13 protein-coding genes are annotated in these 12,670 nt (G+C 69.5%); 5 read left to right on the top strand and 8 right to left on the bottom strand.

The window, feature by feature from the left end; all coding sequences use genetic code 11:
- Window positions 1–4 precede the first annotated feature (4 nt).
- Together PUT80_RS30735 and PUT80_RS30740 are read right to left on the bottom strand one after the other, a co-directional pair.
- On the bottom strand, window positions 5–1,267 hold the full coding sequence (locus PUT80_RS30735) for an FAD-dependent oxidoreductase (RefSeq protein ID WP_275294279.1): 1,263 nt from the start codon (window positions 1,265–1,267) through the stop codon (window positions 5–7).
- Between the two features lie 118 nt (window positions 1,268–1,385).
- Window positions 1,386–2,909, bottom strand: a complete 1,524-nt coding sequence (locus tag PUT80_RS30740) for a helix-turn-helix domain-containing protein (RefSeq protein ID WP_275294280.1) — start codon at window positions 2,907–2,909, stop codon at window positions 1,386–1,388.
- Window positions 2,910–2,942: 33 nt separating this feature from the next.
- On the opposite strand from PUT80_RS30740, the gene PUT80_RS30745 reads away from it, so the two are divergent.
- Window positions 2,943–3,350, top strand: coding sequence for an MmcQ/YjbR family DNA-binding protein (locus PUT80_RS30745; RefSeq protein ID WP_275294281.1), 408 nt, complete (start codon window positions 2,943–2,945; stop codon window positions 3,348–3,350).
- A gap of 53 nt (window positions 3,351–3,403) precedes the next feature.
- Window positions 3,404–4,018, top strand: coding sequence for a glyoxalase (locus PUT80_RS30750; RefSeq protein WP_275294282.1), 615 nt, complete (start codon window positions 3,404–3,406; stop codon window positions 4,016–4,018).
- Between the two features lie 63 nt (window positions 4,019–4,081).
- Here PUT80_RS30750 and PUT80_RS30755 read toward each other — a convergent pair whose 3' ends face one another.
- Together PUT80_RS30755 and PUT80_RS30760 are read right to left on the bottom strand one after the other, a co-directional pair.
- Window positions 4,082–4,486 carry a hypothetical protein gene (locus PUT80_RS30755; protein WP_275294283.1) on the bottom strand — a complete coding sequence of 135 codons (405 nt, stop codon included), beginning with the start codon at window positions 4,484–4,486 and terminating at the stop codon, window positions 4,082–4,084.
- Between the two features lie 54 nt (window positions 4,487–4,540).
- The gene (locus tag PUT80_RS30760) at window positions 4,541–6,076 is read right to left on the bottom strand and encodes an HD domain-containing phosphohydrolase (protein ID WP_275294284.1); all 1,536 of its coding nucleotides are present in this window, start codon (window positions 6,074–6,076) and stop codon (window positions 4,541–4,543) included.
- 81 nt (window positions 6,077–6,157) lie between these two features.
- Here PUT80_RS30760 and PUT80_RS30765 point away from each other — a divergent pair, with 81 nt between their 5' ends.
- Window positions 6,158–8,329: a molybdopterin-dependent oxidoreductase gene (locus tag PUT80_RS30765; RefSeq protein WP_275294285.1), complete on the top strand. Its 2,172-nt coding sequence runs from the start codon at window positions 6,158–6,160 to the stop codon at window positions 8,327–8,329.
- On the opposite strand, the gene PUT80_RS30770 is transcribed toward PUT80_RS30765, so the two are convergent.
- On the bottom strand, window positions 8,326–8,901 hold the full coding sequence (locus PUT80_RS30770) for a TetR/AcrR family transcriptional regulator (RefSeq protein ID WP_275294286.1): 576 nt from the start codon (window positions 8,899–8,901) through the stop codon (window positions 8,326–8,328). The two genes, PUT80_RS30765 and PUT80_RS30770, sit on opposite strands and share 4 nt — an antisense overlap.
- Window positions 8,902–8,957: 56 nt before the next feature.
- Here PUT80_RS30770 and PUT80_RS30775 point away from each other — a divergent pair, with 56 nt between their 5' ends.
- Window positions 8,958–9,863 carry an alpha/beta hydrolase gene (locus PUT80_RS30775; protein ID WP_275294287.1) on the top strand — a complete coding sequence of 302 codons (906 nt, stop codon included), beginning with the start codon at window positions 8,958–8,960 and terminating at the stop codon, window positions 9,861–9,863.
- 56 nt (window positions 9,864–9,919) lie between these two features.
- Window positions 9,920–10,525 (top strand): TIGR03086 family metal-binding protein, encoded by a 606-nt coding sequence (locus PUT80_RS30780; protein ID WP_275294288.1) that lies wholly within the window; start codon window positions 9,920–9,922, stop codon window positions 10,523–10,525.
- Window positions 10,526–10,612: 87 nt separating this feature from the next.
- On the opposite strand, the gene PUT80_RS30785 is transcribed toward PUT80_RS30780, so the two are convergent.
- The 3 genes from PUT80_RS30785 to PUT80_RS30795 form a co-directional block, all read right to left on the bottom strand.
- Window positions 10,613–10,996: a ribbon-helix-helix protein, CopG family gene (locus tag PUT80_RS30785; protein WP_275294289.1), complete on the bottom strand. Its 384-nt coding sequence runs from the start codon at window positions 10,994–10,996 to the stop codon at window positions 10,613–10,615.
- Window positions 10,993–11,310, bottom strand: coding sequence for a hypothetical protein (locus PUT80_RS30790; protein ID WP_275294290.1), 318 nt, complete (start codon window positions 11,308–11,310; stop codon window positions 10,993–10,995). The genes PUT80_RS30785 and PUT80_RS30790 overlap by 4 nt, the downstream gene beginning before the upstream one ends.
- 101 nt (window positions 11,311–11,411) lie before the next feature.
- A complete protein-coding gene (locus PUT80_RS30795; RefSeq protein WP_275294291.1) occupies window positions 11,412–12,662 on the bottom strand; it encodes an aminotransferase class III-fold pyridoxal phosphate-dependent enzyme in 1,251 nt (416 codons plus the stop codon).
- Window positions 12,663–12,670: the final 8 nt, after the last annotated feature.

Below are 12,670 nucleotides of genomic sequence, written 5' to 3' on the forward strand. Positions count from 1 at the left end.
CGGGTCACCGCAGCGGGTCGAACGGCCGCAGCGCTTCCGGGAGCCTGCCGGTGACCATCTGCTCGGCGAGCAGCTTCCCGGTGACCGCGCCGTGGGACAGGCCCCACATGCCGTGCCCGCCCGCGACGTACATCCCGGGCGCGCCGGTCCGGCCGATCACCGGCCGCCCGTCGGCGCTGACCGGGCGCGAACCGACCCAGACGTCGGTGCGCTGGTCCCAGCGCAGGCCCTTGAGCAGCGGCCGGGCCGAGGCGATGATCGCGTCGACGCGGGCGGGGTACAGCGGGTCGTCCGGCTTGCGGAACTCCATCGTCCCGGCCACCCGCAGCCCGCCTTGGTACGGCGTGCACGCGACCCGGATGTCGGGCAGGTACATCGGGCTCGGCACCGGCTCGTCGGTCGGCACGGTGAAGGAGTACCCGCGGCCGGCGCGCACCGGTACGCGCACGCCCCACTTGCGCGCCAGCTCTCCCAGCCAAGCGCCGGTCGCGAGCACGACGGCGTTGGCGTTGACGGTCTGCCCGTTCGCCGACAGGACGGTGTAGGCGTACTCGTGCCGGCGGATCGCGGCGACCTCGAACCGGTGCCGGATCGTGCCGCCTCGGCTGACCACCGCGCGGGCGAGCGATTCGACGAACCGGCCGGGGTCGACGTACCGCTGTCCGTCGAGCCGGATGCCGGCCCCGATCCGGTCGGTGACCTGCGGGAAGTGCTCGCGCAGCTCCGGTCCGGCGAGCTGGGTCCAGGACACCTTCTGCCCGGCGTCGCCGAGCCGGTCCAGTTCCTTGACCAGCGTTTGTGCCTTATCCGAAGTCTCGAACAGGGCGGTGATGGGCGCGTCGATGGTCGGCGCTTCGACGCCGTTCGCGGTCAGGATGTCGAACGCTTCGAGGCATTCCTCGTTGAACGGCAGGTTCGCGCGCACCGCCCGGTTCCAGGACCGGTGGGTGCAGTTCGCCGCGAAGCGGGCGAGGAACTGCCACAGCCGCGGGTCCGGGGTGGCCGGGACGTGCAGCGGAGCCTGCCGGTCGAGCAGGGTGCGCAGGCCGTAGCGGAGGACGGCGGGTTCGTTGAGCGGGATCGCGAGCCCGGGCGAAAGCCAGCCCGCGTTGCCCCAGGACGAGCCCGCCGCGATGCCCTCGCGGTCGACGACGGTCACCCGCACGCCGCGTTCCTGCAGGAACCAGGCGGTCGACAGGCCGACGATGCCCGCGCCGACCACGATCGCCGAACGCGGCCCGCCGTCCTTCCGGTCGAGATCGCCCATGTGTTCCTCCGCCGATGCCGTGCCGCTGGTTGTGCTGGTGCGGCCAGGATGACCCGGATCCGGCGGACGGGCTTTGTCGAGTTCGGCCAAACGGATCAGGTCCGTTTGTCCGGATCGGTCAATCCTGCGGATCGGCGACGGCCAGTTCGATGATCATCGCCAGCCGTTTCGCGGGCAGATCGAGCCGCAGCGGCGTCACGTCGGCCATCTTCCGCAGCCGGTAGCGGATGGTGTTGGGGTGCACGCCGAGCCGTTCGGCGGCCTCGGTGAGATCGCCCTGGGTCTCGAGCCACGCGCGCAGGGTCGCGACGTAGCTGGTCGAGTTGGCCGCGTCGTGCCTGGCCAGATCGGCGATCGGACCGCGCGCCGGGGCTCGTCCCGCTGCCGCCGCGGCGCGCAGGCGGAGGATCAGGATGTCGTCCCAGGACTCGTCGTACGCGACGGTCGCGCCCGGCTTCGGGCGGACGTCGTGCAGCGCGAGGCACTCGTCGGATTCCCGCCTGCTCGCGGGCAGGTCCGCGGTGGACGCGGGCGCGCCGATCCCGGCCGCGACCGTGACCTGCGCGGGCAGTGCGTCGCGGATCCCGCCGATCCACGCGCGGGCGGTTTCGACGTCCTCACCGGGCAGAACGGTGTAGACGGTGTTGCTGAACAGCGTGCTCCGGCCTGGCCGCGACCAGCCGAACCCGGTGGTCGCGCGCTCGAACGCGAGCAGCAGCGCGGCGTGCCGTTCGTCGGCGATGTGCGCCTGGAGCGCGACCACGCGGAACCGGCCGGGCGGCAAACCGAGCCTGCTCAGCACGGCCGCCGCGTCCGGAGTGCCTTCCAGCAGGCGGATCACCAGGTCCGATTCGACCTGCCGTTCGAGGTCGGCGCTCGCTCGCGACCGCAGCAGGTGCAGCCCGACCGTGCGGGAACTGTCGTGCAGGACGGTGCGCCGGACGTCGGACAGCGGCTCCTCGCACTCCACCCAGATCGACCCGAGCGTCTCGCGCCCGGCCCGGACCGCGACGACCATGCGCCCGGTGAGCCCGTGCCCGGGATCGGCCTCGACGAACAACGGCTCGTCCGAAACGGCGAGATGCGCGAACACGCCGCGGCGCTCGAACAGCTCGCGCACCTGGTCCGGGACTCGCCTCCCAAGGATCGTCTCCAGCCGCACGCGGTCCGCGCCCTGCTGACGGCTGGAGTACGCGAGCACGCGCGACAGCTGGTCCTCGATGGTGACCGCGCTGCCGAGTGCGTCGGCGAGGCTGTCGGCCAGCGCGAACAAGTCGGTCGGCCCGCGGCCGGATTCCGTCTCGCGGCCTTCGAGCACCAGGCCGTAGACCACGCCCGCGAGCTGTCCCCACGACACTTCCGGGTCCACGAGCAGCACCGCGACCTGGCTGTCCACCTCGGGTCCCGGCGGCGTCACTCCCCGCACCAGCACCACCGACGCCCGTGCTTGAGCGGCCCGTTCGACGGCTTCCGCCACCGAATCGACGCCGACCGCGAGGTAGACGTCGCCGCGCAACTCGCGCGGGTCGGCGGGGTCGTCCATCACCACGTCCCGCAACGCCGCTTCGCGCGCGACGGGACAGCAGCACAACCGCGCGCCGTACCCACCGAGGACGTTGACGAGCCGATCCAGCGTGACCATGCCCTGTTCATACCTGACGTATCGTGGGGGGTCATGCGAGCGCGGGTCGAGGACGTGCACGAGCTGGCGCTGGGGATGCCCCACGTCACGGTGGTGCGCGGCTCGAAGGAAAACCCCGTCTACCAGGTCGGCGGCAAGTCGTTCGTGTTCTTCCGGACGCCGCGGCCGGACGCTTTCGATCCGGAGACCGGCGAACGGTATCCGGATGTGATCGTGATCTGGGTGCCGTCCGAATCGGACAAGCAGGCCCTGGTCCAGGACCCGGACAGCCCGTTTTTCACCACTCCGCACTTCGACGGCCACCTGTCGGTGCTGATCCGCGCCGCGCATCTGGGCTCGCTGACGCGGCAGGAACTGGCCGAGGTCGTCGAGGACGCTTGGCTGTCCCGAGCGTCACCGCGCCGGCGCGAAGCGTGGCTGGCCGGGACTCGGGCTCGGTAAGCGATCAGGAATCAAGAAGCATCCGGGGTGGCGCCGGATTTAGCGTTTACCGCATGACCTCCTTCGAATTCGTCACCCTGGACGTTCCCGATGTCGCCGCCGCCGAGCGCTTCTACACCGCCGCGTTCGACCTGGGCGACCGTCTCCGCTTCCGGCATGCCTCCGCGCCGAGCACCGGTTTCCGCGGATTCACCTTGTCGCTCACCGTTTCCCAGCCCGCGAACGCCGTCGCTTACCTGGACGCTGCCCTCGCCGCGGGTGCCACCTCGCTGAAGCCGGCGGCCAAATCGCTGTGGGGTTTCGGCGGAGTGGTGCAGGCTCCCGACGGCGCGATCTGGAAGGTCGCAACCTCCACGAAGAAGGACTCCGGCGCGGGAGTCCGGGAATACGACCAGATGGTTTTGCTGCTGGGCGCGTCGGATGTGGCGGCGACCAAGCAGTTCTACGTCCAGCACGGGCTCGCGGTCGGCAAGAGCTACGGACGCAAGTACGTGGAATTCGAGACGAGCCCGATCAAACTGGCGCTTTACGGCCGGAAGGCGTTGGCGAAGGACGCCGGTGTGCCGGAAGAGGGCTCCGGCGCGCATCTCCTGACCATCGGCGGGGACGCGGGACGGATCACGGACCCGGACGGGTTCGCTTGGGAGACTTCGGTTCTTGCCGAGTGAGGGGCGCGGGGTCGTGAGTGTTCATGCCGGTGAGAACCGGCGTAAACACTCACGAGAACACGCTCAGCGCGCCCCGCTCTCCGGGCAATAACCGGAACACAGCAACACCATCCGCGTGAACTGCCCGTCCGCGTCGTCGTCCACGTATGCCTGCTGTTCCACCGCGAACCACCCCTCGCCGAGCCGTTCCGCTCGCACTCGTGCCCGCCAGCGCAGGTGCAGTCGCGGGCCGACCCGGTCCACCTCGCCCTCGGCGAGTTCGAAGTCGTCGACCTCGCCGAACCACTGGGTGAACGCGGCGGTGATCTCGGCCGGTCCGTGGAATTCGCGCAATCCCGGCGGCAGCAGGGCGGTCAGCCGCACCGCACTGTCCATTGCGGACGAAATCCGCGCGAAGTCCTGTCTGCTCAATGCTTCGATGAAGGCGCCCGCTCGGGAGATGCGGGAGGCCTGGAGTTGTGTAGTCATGCCTCAGGTTTACGGCGCGCCGCACCGCCGGGGATCGGGCAACTGCCCGATCTTTCACCCGGTCAGCCCGCGGCGCATCGCGACCAGCGCGGCCTGCGTCCGAGTCGTCACCCCGAGTTTCGCGTAAATGTGCTCCAGATGCGTCGAAACCGTCTTGCGGGACACCGTGAGCGCGGCGGCGATCTCCGGATTCGAGAGTCCGCGAGCCAGGTGCAGCAGGACCTCGGTCTCCCGCGCGGTCAACCCGTCCGGCGTTCGACGGACCCGCTGACCCGCCGCTGCCAGAACCGCGCTCACCGCATCGGGATCGAGACGTCCGGCGCGGGCTTCGGCGGTCAGCACCTGCGCGGCCGCGTCGGGAACCAGCGGCGCGCGGTGCGGACGTGGTTCGCCGAGTGCGTGGTAGACGTCGGCGGCGGCGAGAACCCGGGACGGCATCGGCAGGGCGTCGCCGGAAAGCCCGTGCGGGTAACCGGAACCGTCGAGGCGTTCGTGGTGGTGCGCCGCGCAGCGGGCGACCGCGGCGAGGCCGGGCATTCCGGCGAGCATCCGTTCGGTCAGGTACGGATGCGTGCGGGCGCGTTCGGCCTGCGCGAGCGACCACGGCCGGGTCGCGTTCCAGATCGCGCTCGGGACGCCGATCATCCCGATGTCGTGCACCCAACCCGCGCGCCGGACCAGCCGGACGTCCGGCACCGGGAGACCGAGCCGGGTCGCGCCGTCCGCGGCGAGTGAAGCGACTCCGCAGGAATGCCCCAGCCGCGGCGGGGATTTGAGGTCGGCGAAGTCGGCGAACGCCTGCAATGCGCGGTCGAGTTCGTCCTCGGTCAGCTGCGCGCCGAGCCTCGGGTCGAGGGCGATGACCTCGTCCCAGGCCTGGATCCGGTCCAGTTCGGCCAGGATGTCGCCGCGGTGGTTCAGGAAGCAGTCGACCAGCTCCGGATCGAACTGGGTGCCGCGGCGTTCCCTGGCGACAGTAACCGCGCCGTCGACGCCCGCGCTGTCGTGGAAAGCCTCGACGTTGTCGGCGAGCTGCACCAGCCGGATCGCCGGGTCGAGGTCCGCGCCGCCGGCGTCGCCGGGGACGCCGCGGCCGTCCCAGCGTTCGAAGGACTGCAGCAGCGGACGGCAGACGTCCTCGCCGAGGTCGAGCCGTCCGGCCAGTTCGCTCGCGCTTTGGCAGTGCGCCTGCAAGACCTGCTGCACCGACCGGCCCGCCGTCGCGAGGAACCGGCCGACGAGCGCGGCGCGGCGGAGTCGCGGACCGCCGCGGCCGAGGTGCCGCAGGACGAACATCGCCATCGCGACCCCGGCGAGGTCGCCGTCGTGGCTGTCGGCGTACAGCTCGGTCTCGTCGCCGAACAGCTCGGCCAGCTCGCTGGTGTCGGCGGCGCAGCCCACCCAGGTCAGCAACGACGTGTAGTACGCCGCCGCGCGCACGCTGTCGTCGGCGCCCGCCGCGTCGGCCAGCCGCAGCGCGATCACGGTCTGCCGCAGCACGCGCTCCATCGGGCGGCCCATGCCGAGATCGGCCACCAGCGACAGGGTGGCGACCAGCTCGGACAACCGCACCGGCGCGGCGTTGCTCACCCCGGAAAGTCGCCGCTGAAACTCCCGCTGTTACGCCGGACGGGGCAGGGCCGACTTCCAGGCAGAGTCCGGAGGTGCGCGATGGCGACCGAGGTGCCGACGTTCTGCCCGCTGTGCGTGTCGAGGTGCGGGGCCACCGCGACGGTCGAGGACGGGCGGCTGCTCGCGCTCCGCCCGCTGCCCGGCCATCCGACCGGTGCCGCGATCTGTGTCAAAGGCAAGGCCGCGCCGGAGATCGTCGCGCATCCGGACCGGCTGTTGCATCCCCTTCGCCGCACCGCTCCGAAAGGTGCGGCCGACCCCGGATGGGAGCGCGTCAGCTGGGAGGAAGCACTGACGACGATCGCGTCCCGGCTGAACGCGATCGCGGAGGAATCGGGTCCGGAAGCGGTGGTGTTCGGCAGTTCCTCGCCCTCGACGTCGGCGATGTCGGACACCGTCGAATGGCTGACCCGGCTCCGGCGCGCCTTCGGGAGTCCCAACTTCGTCAGCTACATGGAACTCTGCGGCTGGGGGCGCCGCCTCGCCACGCTGTACACCTGGGGCGAGCCGGTCCCCGGCGCTTACCTGCCCGATCTCGAGAACGCGCAGTGCATCCTCTACTGGGGCTACAACCCGTCGGTCTCGCGGCTCGCGCACGCCACCGCGACCACCGCCGCGCTGCGGCGAGGGGCCAAGCTCGTCGTCGTCGATCCCCGGCGCGCCGGGCTGGCGAGCAAGGCCGACGAATGGCTGCGCGTCCGCCCCGGAACGGACGCGGCGCTGGCGTTGTCGCTCACCCACGTGATGATCGAGAATGATTGGTACGACAAGGAATTCGTCGAACGGTGGACCAACGCGGCGAAACGGGTCAGCCCGTCGCGCCGGGTCTGGGACCTGATCGCCGAGGAGTGCGCGAAGTACCCGCCCGAGGTCGCGGAGGAGATCACCGGCGTGCCCGCGGAGCAGATCGTCGCCACGGCCCGGCTGCTCTGGGAACACCGTCCGGTCGCGTTCTACACCTGGAGCGGGCTGGAGCAGCACAGCAACGCGACCCAGACCGTGCGCGCCATCGGCCAGCTCTACGCGCTCACCGGATGCATCGACGCGCCCGGCGGTAACGTGCTGTTCACGCCCGTGCCGACCAACCCGGTCGACGGCCGGGAGCTGCTGGCGCCCGAGCAGCGCGCCAAGACCATCGGGGTGCGGGAGCGTCCGCTCGGACCCGCCCGGTTCGAGTTCGTCACCGGCGAGGACCTCTACCGCGCGGCGCTGGACGGCGTGCCCTACCGGGCCCGTGCGCTGGTCAACTTCGGCGGCAACCTGGTCATGGCCCACGGTGACAGCGCGCGAGGCCGGGACGCTCTCCGTGCGCTGGATTTCTTTGTCCACACGGATTTGTTCCTCAACCCAACCGCGGAGCAAGCAGACCTCGTGCTGCCCGCGACGAGTGCGTGGGAGACCGAAGCGCTGCGGGTCGGTTTCGAGACCAGCCAGGCCGCGCAGTCGACTGTCCAATTGCGACAGCCCCTGGTCGCCGCGCGTGGCGAGGCTCGGCCGGATCTGCGGATCATCTTCGATCTCGCCGTCGCGCTCGGAGTGGGCCATCAGTTCTTCCACGGCGACATCGAGGCGGCCTGGCGACACCAGCTCGCGCCCAGCGGTCTCACGCTCGACCAGCTGCGCGCCGCCCCGGAAGGAATCCGCCTGCCGTTGCGGACGGTCTACCGCAAGTACGAACGGAGCGGCTTCCAGACGCCGTCCGGGTTGGTCGAGTTGTACTCAGAACCGTTGCGGGTACATGGATATCCGCCGCTGCCGACCTTCGCCGAACCGTCGATCAGCCCGCGGTCCCGGCCGGATCTGGCGACGCGCTACCCGTTGATCCTCACCTGCGCGAAGTCGCTGTTCTTCTGCGAAACCCAGCACCGGGAAATCACCAGCCTGCGCAAATCCGCACCCGATCCCGTCGTCGAACTCCATCCCGAAACCGCCGCGGACCGGGGAATCTCCGCCGGGGATTGGGTTCGGTTGGAGACGCCGTTGGGGAGAATCCGCGCGAAGGCGAAGTTCAACGGCAACCTGCGCCCTGACGTCGTGTGCGGACAGCACGGCTGGTGGCAGCCCGCCGACGGACTCGGCCAGCCCGGCTACCCGCCGTTCGGCGACGACAGCGCGAACCTCAATCTCGTGCTGAGCCAAGGCCCGAGCGACCCGACCAGCGGCAGCTCGCCACTGCGCGCTTCGCTGTGCGAGATCACCAAAGACGGCTAGCTCCGAGCCCGCGACAGCGCACCCAAGCTGATGTCGACGATCGCGCGAAGCTGCTTCTGGTTCGCCCCAGCCCGGCTCATCACCGCCAACGACTGGTTGACCGCCGCGAGGTGCACGGCGAAGTCATCCGCGTCGGGCACCTTCCCGGCACGCAAGGCGGTCCGCAGCCGCGCGTGCTGACGGCCCAGGACTTCGGTCGCGCGCGCCGCGATGCCCGGGCTCAGCACCGGGATCGCCATCGCCGTCTGGGCGACGAGACATCCGTCCGGCACTTCGGGGTCAGCGATGCGGTTCAGCGTGACATCGAAGAACTCCCGGACCGCCCCCAGCGGTTCCTCAGCCGCCTTCGCCAGAGCTTGGTCGTACCTGTCCCCGTAGCGCGTCGCGTACCGGTCCAGGCAGCGCAGGTACAGCGCGTCCTTGTCGCCGAGCGAGGAGTAGATGGAACTGCGGTTCAGCCCGGTCGCCTTTGAGAGGTCGTCGAGCGACGTGTCGGCGTATCCGGCTCGCCAGAACTGGACCATCGCCGCGTCGAGCGCGACGTCCACATCGAACTGCTTCTTCCCGGCCATCTGCCCAGCGTAGCGCATCTTGAACTGATCGGTTCAAGATGCGCTACGCTGGAGTCATGACTGCCGCCGCGAACCCGATTTCCGCACTGCCGCTGCCCGACCTGCCCGGCTTCACGCACCGCTGGGTCGACGCGGACGGCATCCAGCTGCATGCCGTGGAAGGCGGTCAGCCGACCGGCCCCGCCCTCGTCCTGCTCGCCGGATTTCCGCAAACCTGGTGGGCCTGGCGCAAAGCGATGCTGGGCCTCGCCGAGCGATTCCGCGTCGTCGCGATCGACCTGCCCGGGCAAGGACATTCCGACCGTCCGCACGACAGCTACGACACCCACACCGTCGCCTCGCAGGTCCAGGCCGCGGTGACGGCGCTCGACGTGCCGAAGTACTGGCTCGCCGCCCACGACGTCGGCGCCTGGGTCGCTTTCTCGCTGGCCCTTCAGCACGAAGCGCACCTGCACGGGGTCGCGCTGCTGGACGCCGGCATCCCCGGAGTCACCCTCCCCGAGTCCATCCCGACGGATCCCGAGCGGGCTTGGAAGACCTGGCACTTCGCGTTCCACCTGGTGCCCGACCTTCCCGAGACCCTGCTCACCGGTCGCGAACGCGAGTACGTCGACTGGTTCCTGAAAGCCAAAACCCTTTCCCCGGACACCTTCGACAGCGCCGAAACCGACCATTACGCCGCCGCCATCGCCGCCGAGGGCGGTCTCCGGGCTTCGCTCGCCTACTACCGCGATGCCGCCGAGTCAGCGCGGAAGAACCGCGCCACCCTGGAACAACGGCGTCTGACCGTCCCGGTCCTGGGCATCTCCGCCTCCCACGGCTCGATCCCCGACATGGCCGCTTCCCTCAGCCCGTGGGCGGACAACACGACCGGCGTCGTCATCCCGGATTCCGGACACTTCATCCCGGACGAACAGCCCGATGCCGTCGTGGCCGCGTTGACCGAGTTCATCGAGCGCTAGTGCGACGTCGGATTTGCGCCAGCGCACGACGCCCTCGCGGCGACAGACTGGCGGGCATGATCGACGTTCTCGACCGATTCCTCGCCGCCAGCACCGAATTCGGCCAGCGCTTGCCGTCCGTCCGCCCCGGCCAGTGGACTGCGCCGACGCCCTGTGCGGAATGGAACGTGCGCCAGCTGGTCAACCACATGGTGCGGGGGAATCTCAACTACGTCGATCTGCTGGCCGGGAGCAGCCGGGAGGACTTCCTGCGCATGCGCGACGCCGACGCCCTCGGAGACGACCCGCTCGCTGCTTATGCCGCGTCAGTGCGGCTGGTTGCCGATGCCTTCGGCCGTCCGGGCGCGCTGGATCAGGTGCTCGACTACCCGTTGGGGAAGGTAACTGGGTGCCAGGCGCTGGCCGTGCGTGCTACGGATTCCGCCATTCACGCTTGGGATCTCGCCCGAGCGCTTGGGGTGGATGACCGGCTTGATGCTGACCTGGTCGCTTGGATCAGCGACGGGCTTGGGGAGATTTACGCCGGGTTGGCGGAATCCCCCGTCGCGGCTGAGACGACGCATCGGTTCTTCGCCGCGCCGGGGGTGGTCAGCGGGCCGGTGTCTCGGCAGGAGGGGTTGTTGAACTTGATGGGTCGGAACCCTGGCTGGCACGCGGACTGACCCGCTGCCACCGCGTCGACCCGCTCACTCACCCGAGCCGGGCCGTCTGCGGCTTGCCCGCCGAGGTTTCGTTCAGATCCGCCGAACTCAGACGGATTCGCGATACACCCGTCGGGCGATCTGCTCGACTTGTTCGACGGTGAGCACCGGAGCGTCCGATCGCTGCACTGCTTGGGTGAGGATCCGCCGCACCAAGGCAGAGGTGGGAATGTGCTCGGCCGCGGCGCGAGCCTTCAGTTCGGCCGCGAGCGCCGCGGGCACTCGCAGAGACAGCGCGGACTGCTCGTTCTCGGCGATGTCATCAGCGACCGCGTCCGCTTCTTCCTCGACGTAGTCGTGCCGGGACCGTGCGTGCCGCAGCATGCGCTCGCGCTTGACGGGATCGGCTTCCTGCCGCGCCGCGGCTTCCTGCTCGGCGATCTCTCCCCGAATCCCGGCCAGCACCTGTTCACGGCTCATGGGCTCAGTCATGATGCATCGTCCTCTCCTCCCAGTGCCGCTCGGTACGCACGCAGGTCAGCGCCGCTGGTCTTCCAGGCGTTGACACCCGAGTGATCCACGTGATCGATGATCACCGTGATCACGAATCCCGCTGCGGACGAGTAGCCGATCACGCGAATGTCCCCCCAATGACTCTTCGGGTCTGGATCGCGGGTGATCCGATAAGGATCGGCTGCCGCCTCCAACGTCCAGGCCGGCTCGATGTCACTGGCACCGGGATATCGAGCCGATCGTGTGCGGATGTACTCACCACCAGCTTCCTCCCACCACAGCCCGATGATCATAGCGAAATGTAACACATCTGCACACAGCTGCACACAGCCGTCTTCGCGAAGCTTCGCGAGCGAGCATCGGAACAGCGGCTCCGCCAGAAGCCGCTCCGAGATCACAACCGGCGCAGCACCCTCTCCAGCGCCTCCCCCGTCGCTTCAATATCCGACCCTGCATGCGCCGTGCTGAGAAAAACCTTCCCCGACGGCATCAACAGCACCCCCTCCCGCACCATCCCCTCCAGCAGCACCGTCCACAGCCCACCCGTGCCGTGCAGACCCGTCGCCCCACCCGCGGGTACGTACTGCAGCAGCGACCCGACCCGGTTGAAGCTCCCGCTGCCAGGAACCGAACCGAGAACCCCGCCGACCAGGGATTCGAACTCGCCCGAGGTCTTCTCCAGCGTCTCGTAGACAGCCGGATCAGCCAGGACCCGCATCGTCGCCTCGACGGCCGCGAGCGCGATCGGGTTGGCGTTGAAAGTCCCGGCATGAGTGACGCCATCCGTCACCTGATCGACCAACTCTGCCCGGCCGACGACGGCGCTCTGCGTGAACCCACCGGCCATCGCCTTTCCGTAGACGGACAAGTCCGGAAGCACCCCGTACTTCTCCGCCGCGCCACCGCGCGCAATGCGGAATCCAGCGATCACCTCGTCGAAGATGAGGACAACGCCATGCCGATCGCACAAAGTTCGCAGCGTGGACAGGAACTCCGGCGAAGGTGCCTCGACCCCGGCATTGCTCATCACCGGATCGACGAGCACCGCGGCGATGTCGCGTTCGACAGACTCGTTCAGAAGCCGCGAAGCCAGCGCGACGTCGTTGAAACGCGCGACCACCAGATCGTCCAGAACGCTCGGCGACTGCCCTTTGCTTGCTGGCTCCGCAGAACGGTCGCCGTCGGACATCCCGGCGTAAACGGTGTCGTGCCAACCGTGGTAGCTCTTCGCGAATTTCAGGATGCGACGCCGGCCCGTCGCGGCTCGGGCCAGGCGCAGGGCTACTTGCACCGCTTCGGTTCCGGTGTTGCTCCACAACAGCCGCTCGCCGTGGGGCACGGCTTCGAGGACCGCCTCCGCGGCGAGGTACTCGAGGGCGTGACCCGTGCCGACTACCTGCATCTTCTTCGCGGCCTCGGACACGGCGTCCAGCACGCGCGGGTCGCCGTGTCCGAGTACCAGTGGGCCCCAGGCCATCACGTAGTCGACATAACGATCTCCGTCCAGGTCCCAGACATGCGCGCCTCGGGCCTCCCGCACGAAGAGCGGATGAGGACGCATCGCGGCGCGCAGGCCTGACCCGACCCCGCCGCCGACGCTGCGCCGGGTCCGTTCGTAGGCGATCCGCGAAGATTCCAGAGCCATGCGGCGAA

It is taken from the genome of Amycolatopsis sp. La24 (genome assembly GCF_029087445.1).
GTDB classification, from domain to species: Bacteria; Actinomycetota; Actinomycetes; order Mycobacteriales; family Pseudonocardiaceae; genus Amycolatopsis; species Amycolatopsis nivea.